Genomic DNA, 15,994 nt, shown 5'->3' with positions numbered 1-15,994 from the left:
CCTGTGGACGCCGTCGCGGCGCTGGCGGCCGTACGCCCCGGCACCCGCGTCGGGGCGACGTTCCCCGGGGCCGGAGGCCACCCGGCCCCCGGCCAGCAGCACCAGCAGACGCAGTGGCTCCAGTACGACCCGTGGGGCGCCCCGGGGCAGCCGCTCACCCGGCCAGGTCCCCCCGAGGGCGCCGAGCCCGGCCGGAAGAAGAAGCGCCGGGGCGGGGCGTTCCTGGGGGTGCTCCTGCTGGCCCTGGTCGCCAGCGGTATCGGCGGCGGAGTCGGCGCGTACATCGAGCGCAACGGCGGGCTGACCACCGTCGAACTGCCCCAGGCGGGCCGCGACAACGGCGACCGGGCCCCCGACAGCGTCGCCGGCATCGCCGCCAGCGCCCTGCCCAGCGTGGTCACCCTGCACGTCAGCGGCACCGCCGAATCCGGCACCGGCACCGGCTTCGTCCTCGACGGCCAGGGCCACATCCTCACCAACAACCACGTCGTCGCCCCGGCCGGATCCAGCGGCGACATCACCGTCACGTTCAGCACCGGCGAGACGGCCTCCGCCGAACTCGTCGGCAAGGACAGCGGCTACGACCTCGCGGTCGTCCGGGTCCGCGGGGTCTCCGGACTCAAGCCCCTGCCGCTCGGCAACTCCGACAACGTCCAGGTCGGCGACCCCGTGGTAGCCATCGGCGCCCCCTTCGACCTGTCCAACACGGTGACCTCGGGCATCATCAGCGCCAAGCAGCGGCCGATCACCGCGGGTGGCGAGAAGGGCGACGGCAGCGACATCAGCTATGTCGACGCCCTCCAGACCGACGCGCCGATCAACCCGGGCAACTCCGGCGGCCCCCTCGTCGACTCCCAGGCCCACGTCATCGGCATCAACAGCGCCATCCGCGCGGCCGACAGCGGCGGGGGCCCCGAGGCCGGCGGCCAGTCCGGCTCCATCGGCCTCGGCTTCGCGATACCCATCAACCAGGGCAAGCGCGTCGCCGAGGAGCTGATCACCACCGGCAAGGCCACCCACCCGGTGATCGGCGTCACGCTGGACATGAAGTACACCGGCGACGGGGCCAAGGTCGGCACCAAGGGCGCCGACGGCGGGCCCGCCGTCACCAAGGACGGCCCCGCGGACAAGGCGGGCATCAAGTCCGGCGACATCATCACCCAGGTCGAGGGCCAGCGCGTGCACAGCGGCGAGGAGCTGATCGTGAAGATCCGGGCCCACCGTCCCGGCGACGATCTCGACCTCAAGCTGACCCGCGGCGGCGAAGAACGGACCGTGACCCTGAAGCTCGGCTCGGCGAGCGGCACATGATCAGGTACGCGATCCGGCACGGCATCCGGCACGTGGGCGCCACCGCGAGGTACCGCCCGGACACCTTCGACAGGTACCTTTGACCGGTCCGGGCAGCAGGCGGACCCGGGCCGCGATCGCACGGAGAACACGCGGAGAACACGAGGAGCAACAAGGTGTTCAATGACATAGGCGCACTGGAGCTGCTGACGCTCGGGGTGCTGGCCGTGCTGGTCTTCGGCCCCGACAAGCTGCCCAAGCTCATCCAGGACGTCACGCGCACCATCCGTAAGATCCGCGAGTTCTCGGACAGCGCGAAGGAAGACATCCGCTCCGAGCTGGGCCCGCAGTTCAAGGACTTCGAGTTCGAGGACCTCAACCCCAAGACGTTCGTCCGCAAGCAGCTGATGGACGGCAACGACGACCTGGGGCTGAAGGAGATCCGCGAGAGCTTCGACCTGCGCAAGGACCTGGCCGACGTCACCGACGCGGTCAACGGGCGTACCCCGGCCGCCTCCGATACCGCCAACAGTGCGGCGAACGGCTCTGCGGGCGCGTCGGCCGGTGGCTCGTCCACCAGTCTCACGAAGACCGGCGACACCGCTCCTGACCTGCTGAAGAAGACCCCGTCGCCGGCTCCGCCCGAGCGCCCGCCGTTCGACGCAGACGCCACCTGACCCCGGTCAATCCCGACTCGTCCGGACGGTATGGCTATTCTCCATCTGTCCGGTTGCGAGGACGCCCAAGCCCGCGGGGGGCGGGCCGCTCCGGATCCTGACTGATCGAGGAGGCGGCCGCGCAGATGGAGACGACGAGTCGGATTGATACGGACGGTGTCCCGGGCACGGCCACGGCGGAGGAGGGGCCGGCGGCCCGGCGCGCCGTCGACGGCTACCTGAAAGCGACCTTCCCCTGGTACGGGCTGGACGAGGCCTTCACCGGCCCGCGCTGGCTGATGCAGGTCGCCGCCGCGGCCGACGGCACCGTGCAGCACGGCGCCACGGGGCACGGTGACGAGCCGTCGGTGAAGTCGGACGGCTCCGCCGACAAGGAGCGGTTCGCCGCGGTGATCACGGTCGCCGCGAGCCCGGTGCGCCGCACCGGCGACGGTACGGGCGTGCTGGACGCCACCACGGTGTCCTCGGCGGCCTGGCTCGCGGGCTCCGGCCTGCTGGCGTACACCTGGCCGCCGCAGATGGACCACACCCTGCGCGACGACTGGCTGGACCAGCAGACCGAGACGGCCTTCACCCTCGCCGACGACCTCGGCAGCGCGCCCTGGACGACGCTCTCCCTGCCGGTGGACGGGGTTCCGGTGGAGTTCCACTACCGCGAGTCCGAGTTCGGCTGGGTGCTGGCCGGATCCGCCCACGAGGGCGTGCACATCGGGGCGTACGGGCGGGGGATGAGCGCCTACGGTCTGGGCTTCGCGGCCATCAAGGACATCGAGACGTACGCGTAACGACGCGGCGCACGTACAACGACAGGGCGGGCCGGATGACCACCGGCCCGCCCTGTCGTGTGCTGCCCGTGCAGGGGCGTCAGAACTTGTTGCGCGGAGTGATCCCCAGAGACATGCCCGACAGGCCGCGCTGACGGCCGCCCAGCTTCTGCGCGATCGAGCGCAGCGCGCTTCCGGCCGGGGAGTCGGGGTCGGACAGGACGACGGGCTTGCCCTCGTCGCCGCCCTCGCGCAGCCGTACGTCGATCGGGATCGAGCCGAGCACCGGCACCTCGGCGCCGACCGTGCGCGTCAGCCCCTCGGCGACACGCGCGCCGCCGCCCGAGCCGAACACGTCGACCATCTCGTCGCAGTGCGGGCACGGCATGCCCGACATGTTCTCCACCACGCCGACGATCTTCTGGTGGGTCTGCACGGCGATCGAGCCGGCCCGCTCGGCCACCTCGGCCGCCGCCTGCTGCGGGGTCGTGACGACCAGGATCTCGGCGCCCGGCACCAGCTGCGCCACCGAGATCGCGATGTCGCCGGTGCCCGGCGGCAGGTCCAGCAGAAGGACGTCCAGGTCGCCCCAGTACACATCGGCGAGGAACTGCTGGAGCGCCCGGTGCAGCATCGGACCGCGCCACACCACGGGCGCGTTGCCCGGGGTGAACATGCCGATGGAGATGACCTTCACGCCATGCGCGGACGGCGGCATGATCATGTTCTCGACCTGGGTCGGCTTGCCGTCCGCGCCGAGCATCCGGGGCACGCTGTGTCCGTAGATGTCCGCGTCCACGACGCCGACCTTCAGCCCGTCGGCCGCCATCGCCGCGGCGAGGTTCACCGTCACCGAGGACTTGCCGACGCCGCCCTTGCCGGAGGCGACCGCGTACACCCGGGTCAGCGAGCCGGGCTGGGCGAAGGGGACCTCCCGCTCGGCGGTGCCGCCGCGCAGCGAGCTCGCCAGGTCCTTGCGCTGTTCGTCGCTCATGACGTCGAGGGTCACCTCGACCCGCGAGACGCCCTCGACCCGGGCGACCGCCTCGGTCACGTTCCGGGTGATCGTGTCGCGCATCGGGCAGCCGGAGACCGTGAGATAGACGGTGACAGCGACTACACCGTCAGGATCGATCTCGACCGATTTCACCATGCCCAGCTCGGTGATCGGGCGGTGGATCTCCGGGTCGTTCACTGTCGACAGTGCCTCAAGCACCGCGTCTTCCGTAGCCATACTGACGATGTTACGGCGCGAAGCACTACGGGCGGGTAGCCCCTCAGCGGTCGCCTTCGTCACTCTCGGCCGGGAACAGCACCTGCCGCTCCTCCATGTCCTTCACCATGTCCTGGAGTTCCGAGCGGATCCAGTCCCGGGTGGCGACCTCGCCCAGGCCCATACGCAGGGCGGCGATCTCCCGCGTCAGGTATTCGGTGTCGGCGATGGAGCGCTCGTTCTGCTTGCGGTCCTGCTCGTGCGTGACCCGGTCGCGGTCGTCCTGCCGGTTCTGCGCGAGGAGGATCAGCGGCGCGGCGTACGAGGCCTGGAGCGAGAGCATCAGCGTCAGGAAGATGAACGGGTACTGGTCGAAGCGCAGGTCCTTGGGCGCGAAGATGTTCCACAGCACCCAGAGGATGATGATCAGCGTCATCCAGACGATGAACCGCCCGGTCCCCAGGAACCGCGCGATCCGCTCCGAGAACCGGCCGAACGCCTCCGGGTCGTACTCCGGCAGCAGCCGCCGGCGCGGGGCCTTCGGCTGGTCCAGCCGGGTGCGCGGGGGCCGCACCAGGCCCGAGGAGCCGGTCGAGGACGCCTTCGCCCGGTCATCGCCCGCCATGACCGATCCCCTCCTCCCCGTGCAGATCCGTCAGGTCCGTCTCGCGCCAGTCGTCCGGCAGCAGATGGTCCAGGACGTCGTCCACGGTCACCGCGCCCAGCAGCGAACCGCTCTCGTCGACGACCGGGGCCGAGACCATGTTGTACGCGGCCAGATAGCTGGTGACCAGCGGCAGCGGGGTGTCCGGCCGCAACGGCACCAGATCGCTGTCGACGATCGAGCTGACCAGGGTGAACGGCGGATCGCGCAGCAGCCGCTGGAAGTGCACCGTGCCCAGGTACTTGCCCGTGGGCGTCTCGTCGGGTGAGCGGCACACGTACACCTGGGCGGCCAGCGCGGGCGACAGGTCCGCCTGCCGGACCCGGGCCAGCGCGTCGGCCACCGTGGCGTCCGGGCGCAGCACGATCGGCTCGGTCGTCATCAGACCGCCCGCCGTCCGCTCCTCGTACGACATCAGGCGGCGTACGTCGGCGGCGTCGTCCGGCCGCATCAGGGCCAGCAGCCGCTCCTTGTCCTCCTCCGGCAGCTCCGAGAGCAGGTCGGCCGCGTCGTCCGGGTCCATCGCCTCCAGGACGTCGGCGGCCCGCTCCTCGGCGAGCTTGCCGATGATCTCCACCTGGTCGTCCTCGGGCAGCTCCTCCAGGACGTCGGCGAGCCGGTCGTCGTCCAGGGCCGCGGCCACCTCCACCCGGCGCTTGGGCGAGAGGTGGTGCAGGGCGTTGGCCACGTCGGTGGGCCGCAGCCGCTCGAACGTGGCGACGAGGTTCTCCGCGCCCTGGCCGTGCTCCTCCAGCGAGAAGCCGCTGACCGCCGACCACTCCACCGTCAGCGTCTCGCCCTTGCGGCGCAGCGCACCGCCGCGCCCCTTGCGGACGAAGTACTTGTCGATCTCCCAGTCGCGGCGGGCCGGCAGCTGCTGGATGGCCACGTCCAGGACGGTGACCTCCTCACCTTCCTCGCCGTGGCCCTCCACCAGCCGGACCCGCCGGTCCAGGAACTCGCCGAGGACGAGCCGCTCGGTGGGTCGCTGTTCGAAGCGCCGCATGTTGACGACGCCGGTGGTGATGACCTGGCCGGACTCGACGCCCGTCACCCGGGTCATCGGCAGGAAGATCCGCCGCCGGCTGATCACCTCGACCACCAGGCCCAGGATGCGCGGCGGGCGTCCGCCGACACGCAACATCGCCACCAGGTCGCGGACCCGGCCGACCTGGTCGCCGTTGGGGTCGAAGACGGGCACCCCGGAGAGGTGGGAGACGAAGACCCTGGGCGTGACCGCCGCCATCCGCCGCCTCCTTCGTCCGTGTCCGCCGTGCCGTCTGTGTCCGTCGTGTTCCCGCGGTCCCGTATCCGGCCGGAACCATTTCGTCCGGTTCGTCGCCGTCCGCGTCCGACCGTCCCGGCCCGCCGTCGCCGACCAGCGGATTTCGCCGGTACGCCGGGATCAGGCTAGCCCGTACCGCCGCACCGCGCCCCGGCGGACCCGTCCGTACGGCTGGCTGCCGGACCATGTGCGCCGCACGGGTACGCTGCCGTCTGCTACCCCCGATCGCAGTGGAGAGGCAGTGCGCCCGTGACCTCTTTTGCCCCGGCCGTGCGGAACCATCGCCGGACCGCCCTCGCTCTCGTGCTGTGCGGAGGGCTCACCGTGGCCCTGGCCGCCTGCGGCACGGAGGAGGACCCGGACAAGGGGACCAACGGCGTCGCCAAACTCACCGCCGCCGAGATCGACAAGAAGGCCAGAGCGGCTGCCGACGCGGCGAGTGCCGTCCGTCTGTCGGGCACGCTCGTCAGCAAGGGCGGCACCTACCGGCTGGACATGAAGCTCACCGCGAAGGGCGGCATGGGCTCGGTGACCTCGAAGAAGCAGAGCTTCGCCCTGCTGCGGGTCGAGGACGAGCTCTTCCTCAAGGCGCCCGCCGACTTCTGGACCCACGAGGGCAGTGAGGGCGCGGGCGAGTCCGCCGACGCCGCGGCCGCCGAGAAGCTGGGCGGCAAGTACGTGAAGGTCCCGGAGGGCGACCCCAGCTACCGCCAGCTGCGCGGCTTCACCGACAAGAAGGTCCTGCTCGACGGGCTGCTCGCGCTGCACGGCAAGGTCAACAAGGGCGGCCGGGACACGGTCGCCGGGCAGCGCACCATCCAGATCCTCGGCGGCAAGGGCGAGGGCGGGGCCTTCGACGTCTCGCTGGAGGACGAGCCGTATCCGGTACGGGTGGCCCGGGGCGGCGGCGGGGGCACGCTCTCGCTGGCCGACTGGGGGCAGGCCTTCCCCCTGGAGGCCCCCGAGAAGGACGACACCGTCGACTACGGCGGCCAGCTCCCGAAGTCGTCCGGCTGACCCGGCGGCCCCTCGAAGACCGCTCAGCGCTTCCGGCGGCGCTTCAGCAGCAGCCGGGGGACCGCCGCCGGGGCGGGCTCCCGGGTGGTGGCCCCGGTCGGCAGCGGTACGGCCGCCAGCGAGGTGTCCGGCAGCGCGGTGCTCACCGCCTCGGGCGTCAGCCGCACCACCGTGCACGTGCGCGCCCACCGCTCGGGCATCGCCTCGGCGTCCGGCGCGTTCAGCCGCTTGCCCTTCAGCTCGGCGACCGCCGCCTCCCACTCCTCGGAGCGCGGCGCCAGGAAACGTACCGCCGCACTCCAGGCGACGATCCGGCCGCCCTTGTCCTTGCTGCGTACGGTCACCTCGGCGCGGCCGCCATCGCCCAGGCCCTCCGGCAGCGGCTGCTCGCCGGGGCCGTCGCCGACCAGGAGCGCCGCGCCCTCGTGCCAGACGTGCCAGACGGCACGGGCCGGGCCGGAGCCCCGCACCCAGACGAGGCCGGACTTCTTCGTGGCCTCCTCGGCGAGGGCCCTCTCCAACAGGTCGGCGGCAGGATCAGTCATGGGCGCGAGCTTAGACCGGTGGGCCGTGCTCACAGCCAGCCGTTGCGCTTGAGGATGCGGTAGATCGAGAAACAGACCACGCCGATGACGCCCAGCACCAGCGGATAGCCGTACTTCCACTCCAGCTCGGGCATGTAGTCGAAGTTCATGCCGTAGACGCCGCAGATCATCGTCGGCACGGCGATGATCGCCGCCCAGGAGGTGATCTTGCGCATGTCCTCGTTCTGGGTGACCGTCGCCTGCGCGAGGTTGGCCTGGAGGATCGAGTTCAGCAGTTCGTCGAAGCCGATGACCTCCTCCTGGACCCGGGCGAGGTGGTCGGCGACATCGCGGAAGTACTTCTGGATGTCGGGGTCGATCAGCCGCATCGGACGCTCGCTCAGCAACTGCATGGGCCGCAGCAGCGGGGACACTGCCCGCTTGAACTCCAGCACCTCGCGCTTGAGTTGGTAGATCCGGCCCGCGTCCGAGCCGCGTGCGGAGCCCTTCGCCGGGGTGGAGAAGACATCGATCTCCACCTCGTCGATGTCGTCCTGCACGGCCTCGGCCACCGCGATGTAGCCGTCGACCACATGGTCGGCGATGGCGTGCAGCACGGCGGACGGGCCCTTGGCGAGCAGCTCCGGATCGTCCTGGAGGCGGTGGCGCAGGGCCCGCAGGGAGCCCTGGCCGCCGTGCCGGACGGTGATGACGAAGTCCCGGCCGGTGAAGCACATCACCTCGCCGGTCTCCACGACCTCGCTGGTCGCGGTCAGTTCGGCATGGTCCACGTAGTGGATCGTCTTGAAGACGGTGAACAGCGTGTCGTCGTACCGCTCCAGCTTGGGCCGCTGGTGGGCGTGGACGGCGTCCTCGACGGCCAGCGGGTGCAGCCCGAACTCCCGGGCGATACCCGCGAATTCGGCCTCCGTCGGCTCGTGCAGACCGATCCACGCGAAACCGCCCTCCTCCCGCACCTGGAGCATCGCCTCGTGCGGGGTGGGGGTGGCGGGCGTCACCAGCCGGCGGCCGTCGCGGTAGACCGCGCAGTCGACGACGGCGCTGGAGGCGGACGGATCGCGGGTGGTGTCGTACGCGCTGTAAGGAGCGCTGTTCTTACGGAGGGACGGGCGCAGGGACGGGCGCACGGCGGCGCGCAGGTCACGGATCATCGACATGGCTGGCTCCTTCACGGAGGGCCGTCGGCGAGGGCGTGGAACAGCCCGGAATGGGGACGTGGGCTCACGTCCGCAAAGCGGGCTCCACCGCGCGGGCGCGATGACGGCGTTCGCTACAGACAGGCAAAAATGCGCTACAGGCAGGCAGGAACGAAGGGCTCTTCCGTCACGCGGACCGCTGTAGGCGAGTCGTCCGGACACGACGGCGATGTCGGCCCCGGGCGACCGACGAGAGGTGTCGGATCAGCGGGAGAGGTGAGGCTCGGAAGAGCGGTCGGTACTGCACGGTCGACTTGGATCCATAGCAGTCCCCACCTCCTCCGGCCGGTCCCCCGTGGGGGACGACGTGTCGTCGGGACGAAGAAGAGCGACGCTTCTGCGTGCTGTCCCGACCGGCGGCCAGGCTATCAGCCGCCCAAGGCCCAATCCCGTACTTTGCCCATTCACTACGCGATCTATGCTCGCGGCATGGCAGAAATTCTCGCGCTGGTCGAGGCCCGGCTCATCTCCGCCCTCGGGGAACCGGACGCCCGCGCCGATGTGACGTTCCTCGGCACGGACCGTATCGAGGTGCTGCGCTTCCTCGACGGCGACATCGTGCGCTACGCGACCCTCGGCATGTCGGGCGCGCCGATGGCCGATCCCACCGCCCCGCTGGCCGACCCGGTGAAGGGCCCCCGGGCCGAGCTGGTCCTGTCCGTACGGGGCGGACTCGCCGACACCGACCAGGTGCTGCGCCCGCTCGCCGTGCTGGCCGCCTCCCCGCAGGTCGAGGGGCTGATCGTGGCCCCGGGCGCCTCGCTGGACCTGGGCGAGCCGCTGTGGACGGGGGCTCCGTTCACCTCGGTGCTGGTCGCGGAGGGCGGCGGTCTGGTGGAGGACCTGGAGCTGGACGAGCCGATGGACCCGGTGCGCTTCCTGCCGCTGCTGCCGATGACGCACAACGAGGCCGCCTGGAAGCGGGTGCGCGGCGCGCAGGAGCTCCAGGAGCGGTGGCTGACGCACGGTACGGACCTGCGCGACCCGCTGCGCACGTCCGTACCGCTGGACTGACCGGTCCTTCTGAGGGGCGGTCAGCCGCATTCGTCTGCCTTGAGGGCGCGGTCATTCGGCGAAGACCGTCACGCTGTCCTCCATCGCGTGGACCGGCTCCAGCTCCTCGGCCTCGTGGTTCAGCGCCGTACGCCGTACCCCCACGACGGCCGCTCCGACGAGGGCGGCGAGCGCGGCCACCACGAACGGCACGTGGATGTCGGTCCACTCCTCGATCTTCGGGGCGAGGAAGGGGGCCGCCGCCGCGGCGAACCAGCGGACGAAGTTGTATCCGGCGCTCGCCACCGGGCGCGGCGCGTCCGAGACCCCGAGGGCCAGTTCGGTGAAGACGGTGTTGTTCATGCCGATGAACGCGCCGGAGACGATGGTGGCGACGATCGCCGTGGTGTGGCTGCCGTACCCGAGGACCAGCAGGTCGGCGGCGAGCAGCACCAGCGAGCCCCCGAGCACCTTGAGCGAGCCGAAGCGGCGCTGGAGGCGCGGGGCGACCAGCACGGAGAAGACGGCGAGCAGCAGACCCCAGGCGAAGAAGACCGCGCCCGACTTGTACGGGGTCATGTCCAGCACGAACGGCGTGAACGCCAGGATCGTGAAGAAGGCGTAGTTGTAGAAGAACGCCGAGGCCGCCACCGAGGCCAGGCCGCCGTGGCCCAGCGCCTTCACGGGATCGAGAAGTGAGGTCTTGACGGCCGGCTTCGGCTGCTCCTTGAGGAACGCGGCGATGCAGAGGAAGCCGATCGCCATCAGCGCCGCCGTGCCGAAGAACGGGTAGCGCCAGCTGGCGTCCCCCAGCAGCGCGCCGAGCAGCGGCCCGCACGCCATGCCGAGGCCGAGCGCCGACTCGTACAGCAGGATCGCCGCCGCGCTGCCGCCCGCCGCCGCTCCGACGATCACCGCGAGGGCGGTGGAGACGAAGAGGGCGTTGCCCAGGCCCCAGCCGGCCCGGAAGCCGACGAGTTCGGCGACGGAGGACGAGGTGCCGGAGAGCGCCGCGAAGACGATCACGAGCGCGAGACCGGCCAGCAGGGTCTTGCGGCCGCCGATGCGGCTGGAGACGAAGCCGGTGACCAGCATGGCGAAGGCGGTGATCAGGAAGTACGAGGTGAACAGCAGCGACACCTGACTCGCCGAGGCGTCCAGCCCCTGGGCGATGGACGGCAGGATCGGGTCCACCAGGCCGATCCCCATGAAGGCCACCACCGAGGCGCCCGCCGTGGCCCAGACGGCCTTCGGCTGGCGCAGGATGCTGACCCCCGTCGCTCCTTCGTCGAACGGATCCTCTCCCTGCATGGACTCTCTCCTTCTTCTCCGGCCTCTCCGGACTGCTCCGGCCTCCGGATCGATGCGTTATGCACAGAATAAGTTAGGCGGACTAATAAATGCAAGTTACATCTATTCTTCCCGGTCAGGGCCACGCTCCGGACGGGTGATCGTCCTTGACGCGAGGACCGGCGGGGAGGACGGTTGGTCCTTATGAGGGGCGAACCCAGTTGCCCGAAGTGCGGTGGCCGGGTCAGGGCGCCCGGTCTCTTCGCCGACGCCTGGCAGTGCTCCGTGCACGGCCAGGTCCACCCGATGCAGCCGGTCATCCCGCCGAGCGTCGAAGGGCTCGGCGTCGTGGTGCACCGCACGCAGGTCCCCGTCTGGATGCCCTGGCCGCTCCCCGTGGGCTGGCTGTTCACCGGGGTTGCCAGCGCGGGCGACGACCGCAGCGGCGGACGCGCGAGCGCCGTGGCCTGCTCCGGACCCGGCCCACTGGGCGGGATGGGCGAGCTGCTCCTCGTCGCAGAGGAGCTGGGCGTCGGCCTCGGCGCCCGGTACGCCGGCATCGAGGGCCCCGACCCCGGCCACCACCTGAACGTCGACTCCGCCCCCGACGCCAAGGTCCACGCCGCCGGCCGCCCCACCCCGCTCTGGCACGTCAGGAACGCCCCGGAGGACTGCGCCGTGTTCGCGGGCGAAGCGCGAGGTCTGTGGCTCTGGGCGATCCTGTGGCCCGAGCAGTCGGGACTCCTGATGTACGACGAGCTGGTCCTGACCGACCTGCGGGACGCCGGGGGAGAGGTGGACCTCGTCCCCTGCGGCGCGCTCACCCCCCGGCTGCTCACCGCCCCGGAGGCGCCGCCCCGGCAGGGGAAGAGCGAGCGCTAGATCACGTGGGGCAGGGGGCTTTCGCGGCCTGAGGCCTGGCGGGCGGCGGTTATCCTTGAGCGGTCCCCCGTCCGTCCGCGAGCTCCGGAGTCAGCCGTCGTGCGTATCGACCTGCACACCCACTCCACCGCATCGGACGGCACGGACACCCCCGCCGAGCTGGTCGTGAACGCCGCCGCCGCGGGCCTGGACGTCGTCGCGCTCACCGACCACGACACCGTCGGCGGCCATCAGCGGGCCATCGACGCGCTCCCCGAGGGGCTCACCCTCGTCACCGGCGCCGAACTCTCCTGCCGCGTCGACGGCGTGGGCATGCACATGCTGGCCTACCTCTTCGACCCCGCCGACGCCGAGCTGGAGCGCGCGCGGGAGCTCGTCCGCGACGACCGCGTGCCGCGAGCCCAGGAGATGGTCCGCAAGCTGCGCGCCCTCGACGTCCCCGTCACCTGGGAGCAGGTCGCCCGCATCGCCGGGGACGGCTCGGTCGGCCGCCCGCACGTCGCCGCCGCCCTCGTCGAACTCGGCGTCGTGCCCACCGTCTCCGACGCCTTCACGCCCGACTGGCTGGGCAACGGCGGCCGGGCGTACGCCGAGAAGCACGAGTTCGACCCCTTCGAGGCCGTCCGCCTGGTGAAGGCGGCGGGCGGGGTCACCGTCTTCGCCCACCCGGGCGCGGTGAAACGCGGCGCGGTGGTCCCCGAGTCCACGATCGTCGCGCTCGCCGAGGCCGGCCTCGACGGCATCGAGGTCGACCACATGGACCACGACGAGCCCACCCGGGCCCGGCTGCGCGGCCTCGCCCGCGAACTGGGGCTGCTCACGACCGGCTCCAGCGACTACCACGGCAGCCGGAAGACCGTCGAGCTCGGCGCCTGCACCACCGACCCCGAGATCTACGGCGAGATCACCCGGCGCGCGACCGGAGCCTTCCCGGTTCCGGGCGCCGGTGGAGCCGTCCGCCGCTGAGGCCCGCAGCACCCTTCGCCGTACCCCGTTCCCCCTCCGCGCCCCCGTGCGTACCGTCGCGTGCCCGACGCACCGCGACGCCCGCTGCCCGGACCCGCGCCCCCTCCGTACCGCCCGCTCATCTCTCGCAAGGCTCACTGTGTTCGACGTCGCTGTCTTCGGATCCCTTTTTCTCACCCTATTTGTGATCATGGACCCGCCCGGGATCACGCCGATCTTCCTCGCCCTCACCGCGGGCCGCCCCGCCAAGGTGCAGCGCAAGATGGCGCTCCAGGCGGTCACGGTCGCGTTCGGCGTGATCGCCGTCTTCGGTCTGCTCGGTCAGCAGATCCTCGACTACCTGCACGTCTCCGTGCCCGCGCTGATGATCGCGGGCGGACTCCTGCTGCTGCTCATCGCGCTCGACCTGCTGACCGGCAAGACGGACGAGCCGACGCAGACCAAAGACGTCAACGTGGCGCTCGTACCGCTGGGCATGCCGCTGCTGGCCGGGCCCGGCGCCATCGTCTCGGTCATCCTCGCCGTGCAGCACGCGGACGGCATGGGCGGGCAGCTCTCGGTGTGGTCCGCGATCGTCGCCATGCACGTGGTGCTCTGGCTGACCATGCGCTACTCGCTGGTCATCATCCGCGTGATCAAGGACGGCGGCGTGGTGCTGGTGACCCGGCTCGCGGGCATGATGCTCTCCGCCATCGCCGTCCAGCAGATCATCAACGGCGTCACCCAGGTCATCCAGAACTCCTGAGCCGGTCCCGGACGCCCCCGCACACCACAGCGCCCCCCCCCCGACGTTCCGTGCGGGGGCGCTTCGTCTTCACAACGTCAGGTGTTACGAGGCCGAGCTGTCGGCCGGCCGGATGTAGATGCGCTGGCCCGTCGCCGCGGCCTGCTGCACGATCCGGTTGACGGAGGCGGCGTCCACGACGGTGCTGTCCACGGCGGTACCGTCGACGTCGTCGAGTCGCATGATCTCGAAGCGCACAGTGCTTCCCTTCGTCTGATCCTCCTGCTGGAGAACTACTGGCGCCGGTGGGGCGTCCCACCGGCAAGACTAGGAACGCGAGGCTTCCCTCGCGTTCCACGTGGGTTACAACGAGTTGCCCCTGGCAAACATTCCCTACGCTAAGGAAATTTTTTGGATGTCTAAGTACCCGTCGGTAGCCACGCCACCACAGACCACGAGGTTCGCATGAACGAGGCGGACCCGCAGCTCATCGGGGTCACCGCAGAGGCCGACCTCGCCGCCCGGCTGGACCGCACCAACGAGCTGCTCCAGCGCATGCTCGTCGAGGTCGCCAAGACTCCGTCGACGCACGCCATCTTCGTGGACGCCGGCTATGTGTACGCCGCGGCCGGACTGCTCGTCACCGGCACCGAGGACCGGCGCTCCTTCGACCTCGACGCCGAAGGGCTGATCGAGGCCTTCATCGACAAGGCCCGCACGATCTTCGCGGACAGCAGGCTGCTGCGCGTCTACTGGTACGACGGGGCCAGGCGCCGCATCCACACCACCGAGCAGCAGGCCATCGCCGAACTCCCCGACGTCAAGGTGCGGCTCGGCAACCTCAACGCCAACAACCAGCAGAAGGGTGTCGACTCGCTCATCCGCACCGACCTCGAATCCCTCGCCCGGCACCGCGCCATCAGCGACGCGGCGCTCGTCGGCGGCGACGAGGACCTGGTCTCGGCGGTCGAGGCCGCCCAGGGCTACGGGGCCCGCGTCCACCTCTGGGGCATCGAGGCCGGCGAGGGCCGCAACCAGGCCGAACCGCTGCTCTGGGAGGTCGACAGCCAGCGCACCTTCGACCTGGACTTCTGCCGCCCCTACGTCACCCGGCGGCCCGTCACCACGTACGAGGACGACACCCCGGCCCCCTCCCGGGAGGACGTCCGCTTCGTCGGCGCGCAGATCGCGGCCGCCTGGCTCGCCGCCCGGGGCCGGGAATCCCTCGCCGACCTGCTTCCCGGCCACCCCTATCTGCCGGGCTCCGTCGACCAGGACCTCCTGGTGGAGGCCGAACGGCTGCTCCAGCACTCGCTGCGCGGCCACGCCCATCTGCGGCGGGCGCTCCGTGACGGCTTCTGGCAGCACCTTCAGGCGCAGTACTGACGCGGCGACCCCTCTTTGCGGGTGCGGACCCGGGGCGGGGCGGCGGGGAGCCCGTCAGGCGTCCGGCAGGCCGTCCCAGAACGCGGCCAGCGCCTCAGCGGTCTCCTGGGGGCGGGCGGTGTTGGGGGAGTGCTCGGCGCCGGCGATCGTGGTGCGGCGGGCGCCGAGACGCCGCGCCATGGAGTCGAACAGCTCCACCGGCCAGACGTCGTCGCGCTCCCCGGACAGCACATGGACGGGCAAACCGACGGATGCCAGCTCGTCCACCCGGTCCGGCTCCGCCGCCAACTGGGCCCCGGTGGCGATCAGTTGGGCCGAGTTGTGGGCCAGCCAGCGGCGGCGCATGTCCGCTCCGTCGCCGGTGTCCGCGTCCTGCGGCGGGTCCAGCGCCTGCATCGCCTGCCACACCTCGTCCATGGACAGCACGGACAGCGCGTCGCTCAGCATCTTCACCTTGTCCCGCTGGGCCGCGACGACCTCGGCGGGGCCCGAGGACATCAGCGTCAGCGAGCGGAACGGGGTGGCGTCCAGCAGGACGGCGGCGCGGGCGATCTGCCCGCCGAGCGAGTGCCCGAGCAGGTGCAGGCTCCCCGGCTCCTCGCCCAGAGCCACCGCCTGGGCCAGCACATCACGCGCCAACTCGCCCTGGGCGTAGCTCTCCTGACGGTCCGTCCCCTTCGACTCGTACTGCCCCCGGCCGTCCACGGCGACCACCCGGTAGCCCGCCCCGGTCAGCGGTTCCAGCAGGGCGACGAAGTCCTCCTTGCTGCCGGTGTATCCGGGCAGCAGCAGGGCGGTGGCCCGGGCCGGGGTACGCGGCACGGCGTCCAGATCGGCGAAGACGCCGCGCTCGGTGTCCAGGACACGGGCGCGGGCACAGGGCGGCGGGGCGAAGGTGGGCGGGCGGCTCATACGCCGAGGCTATCCCCGCCGACCCTTTCCCGAGGTCACCGGGCGGCTCTCCCGGTGTCACGGGCAGCGAAAACGGCCCCCGGGGCCCCCCGGGGGGGGGGGGGGGGGGGGGGGGGGGGGGGGGGGGGGGGGGGGCGGGCCCGCATGTTGGTCGCGGGGCCCCCCCGACGGCGGGCCCGCCCCCGCCCCG

Annotated in this window: 17 protein-coding genes; 9 read left to right on the top strand and 8 right to left on the bottom strand. The window is 71.4% G+C overall.

What is annotated here, in order from left to right:
- The 3 genes from JS521_RS16140 to JS521_RS16130 form a co-directional block, all read left to right on the top strand.
- On the top strand, window positions 1-1,311 hold a 1,311-nt coding region (locus tag JS521_RS16140), incomplete at its 5' end, for a S1C family serine protease (RefSeq protein WP_239487351.1).
- A gap of 155 nt (window positions 1,312-1,466) precedes the next feature.
- The gene (locus tag JS521_RS16135; protein ID WP_205083683.1) at window positions 1,467-1,967 is read left to right on the top strand and encodes a sec-independent translocase; all 501 of its coding nucleotides are present in this window, start codon (window positions 1,467-1,469) and stop codon (window positions 1,965-1,967) included.
- Window positions 1,968-2,092: 125 nt separating this feature from the next.
- Window positions 2,093-2,752, top strand: a complete 660-nt coding sequence (locus JS521_RS16130) for a hypothetical protein (RefSeq protein WP_205083682.1) — start codon at window positions 2,093-2,095, stop codon at window positions 2,750-2,752.
- A 79-nt stretch (window positions 2,753-2,831) separates the two neighbouring features.
- Here JS521_RS16130 and JS521_RS16125 read toward each other — a convergent pair whose 3' ends face one another.
- The 3 genes from JS521_RS16125 to JS521_RS16115 are packed head-to-tail and all read right to left on the bottom strand — an operon-like array spanning window position 2,832 to window position 5,854.
- On the bottom strand, window positions 2,832-3,965 hold the full coding sequence (locus JS521_RS16125) for an Mrp/NBP35 family ATP-binding protein (protein ID WP_205083681.1): 1,134 nt from the start codon (window positions 3,963-3,965) through the stop codon (window positions 2,832-2,834).
- A gap of 43 nt (window positions 3,966-4,008) precedes the next feature.
- Window positions 4,009-4,569, bottom strand: coding sequence for a DUF1003 domain-containing protein (locus JS521_RS16120; RefSeq protein WP_205083680.1), 561 nt, complete (start codon window positions 4,567-4,569; stop codon window positions 4,009-4,011).
- Window positions 4,556-5,854, bottom strand: coding sequence for a magnesium transporter MgtE N-terminal domain-containing protein (locus JS521_RS16115; RefSeq protein ID WP_205083679.1), 1,299 nt, complete (start codon window positions 5,852-5,854; stop codon window positions 4,556-4,558). The genes JS521_RS16120 and JS521_RS16115 overlap by 14 nt, the downstream gene beginning before the upstream one ends.
- Window positions 5,855-6,142: 288 nt before the next feature.
- Here JS521_RS16115 and JS521_RS16110 point away from each other — a divergent pair, with 288 nt between their 5' ends.
- Complete coding sequence (locus JS521_RS16110; protein WP_205083678.1) at window positions 6,143-6,910, top strand: hypothetical protein; 768 nt, start codon at window positions 6,143-6,145, stop codon at window positions 6,908-6,910.
- A gap of 23 nt (window positions 6,911-6,933) precedes the next feature.
- On the opposite strand, the gene JS521_RS16105 is transcribed toward JS521_RS16110, so the two are convergent.
- Both JS521_RS16105 and JS521_RS16100 read right to left on the bottom strand, forming a co-directional pair.
- On the bottom strand, window positions 6,934-7,455 hold the full coding sequence (locus JS521_RS16105; protein WP_205083677.1) for a hypothetical protein: 522 nt from the start codon (window positions 7,453-7,455) through the stop codon (window positions 6,934-6,936).
- 29 nt (window positions 7,456-7,484) lie between these two features.
- The gene (locus tag JS521_RS16100) at window positions 7,485-8,612 is read right to left on the bottom strand and encodes a magnesium and cobalt transport protein CorA (RefSeq protein WP_205083676.1); all 1,128 of its coding nucleotides are present in this window, start codon (window positions 8,610-8,612) and stop codon (window positions 7,485-7,487) included.
- Between the two features lie 468 nt (window positions 8,613-9,080).
- Here JS521_RS16100 and JS521_RS16095 point away from each other — a divergent pair, with 468 nt between their 5' ends.
- A complete protein-coding gene (locus tag JS521_RS16095) occupies window positions 9,081-9,665 on the top strand; it encodes a suppressor of fused domain protein (RefSeq protein WP_205083675.1) in 585 nt (194 codons plus the stop codon).
- Window positions 9,666-9,716: 51 nt separating this feature from the next.
- Here JS521_RS16095 and JS521_RS16090 read toward each other — a convergent pair whose 3' ends face one another.
- The gene (locus JS521_RS16090; RefSeq protein WP_205083674.1) at window positions 9,717-10,955 is read right to left on the bottom strand and encodes an MFS transporter; all 1,239 of its coding nucleotides are present in this window, start codon (window positions 10,953-10,955) and stop codon (window positions 9,717-9,719) included.
- 183 nt (window positions 10,956-11,138) lie between these two features.
- On the opposite strand from JS521_RS16090, the gene JS521_RS16085 reads away from it, so the two are divergent.
- From JS521_RS16085 to JS521_RS16075, 3 genes are all read left to right on the top strand, one after another.
- Window positions 11,139-11,816 carry a DUF6758 family protein gene (locus JS521_RS16085; protein ID WP_205083673.1) on the top strand — a complete coding sequence of 226 codons (678 nt, stop codon included), beginning with the start codon at window positions 11,139-11,141 and terminating at the stop codon, window positions 11,814-11,816.
- Between the two features lie 99 nt (window positions 11,817-11,915).
- Window positions 11,916-12,782 carry a PHP domain-containing protein gene (locus JS521_RS16080; protein ID WP_205083672.1) on the top strand — a complete coding sequence of 289 codons (867 nt, stop codon included), beginning with the start codon at window positions 11,916-11,918 and terminating at the stop codon, window positions 12,780-12,782.
- A 139-nt stretch (window positions 12,783-12,921) separates the two neighbouring features.
- Window positions 12,922-13,527, top strand: coding sequence for a MarC family protein (locus tag JS521_RS16075; protein ID WP_205083671.1), 606 nt, complete (start codon window positions 12,922-12,924; stop codon window positions 13,525-13,527).
- 84 nt (window positions 13,528-13,611) lie between these two features.
- Here the strand turns inward: JS521_RS16075 and JS521_RS16070 are convergent, their stop codons facing one another.
- Window positions 13,612-13,764 (bottom strand): DUF8834 family protein, encoded by a 153-nt coding sequence (locus JS521_RS16070; RefSeq protein ID WP_006127395.1) that lies wholly within the window; start codon window positions 13,762-13,764, stop codon window positions 13,612-13,614.
- Window positions 13,765-13,971: 207 nt separating this feature from the next.
- Here JS521_RS16070 and JS521_RS16065 point away from each other — a divergent pair, with 207 nt between their 5' ends.
- Window positions 13,972-14,892 (top strand): NYN domain-containing protein, encoded by a 921-nt coding sequence (locus JS521_RS16065; protein WP_205083670.1) that lies wholly within the window; start codon window positions 13,972-13,974, stop codon window positions 14,890-14,892.
- Window positions 14,893-14,946: 54 nt separating this feature from the next.
- Here the strand turns inward: JS521_RS16065 and JS521_RS16060 are convergent, their stop codons facing one another.
- Window positions 14,947-15,804 (bottom strand): alpha/beta fold hydrolase, encoded by an 858-nt coding sequence (locus JS521_RS16060; protein ID WP_205083669.1) that lies wholly within the window; start codon window positions 15,802-15,804, stop codon window positions 14,947-14,949.
- Between the last annotated feature and the right edge of the window lie 190 nt (window positions 15,805-15,994).

Source organism: Streptomyces durocortorensis, assembly GCF_016901035.1.
GTDB lineage: Bacteria > Actinomycetota > Actinomycetes > Streptomycetales > Streptomycetaceae > Streptomyces > Streptomyces durocortorensis.
The sequence above is the reverse complement of the archived record's forward strand: the minus strand, read 5'-3'. Positions and strand labels throughout refer to the sequence as shown.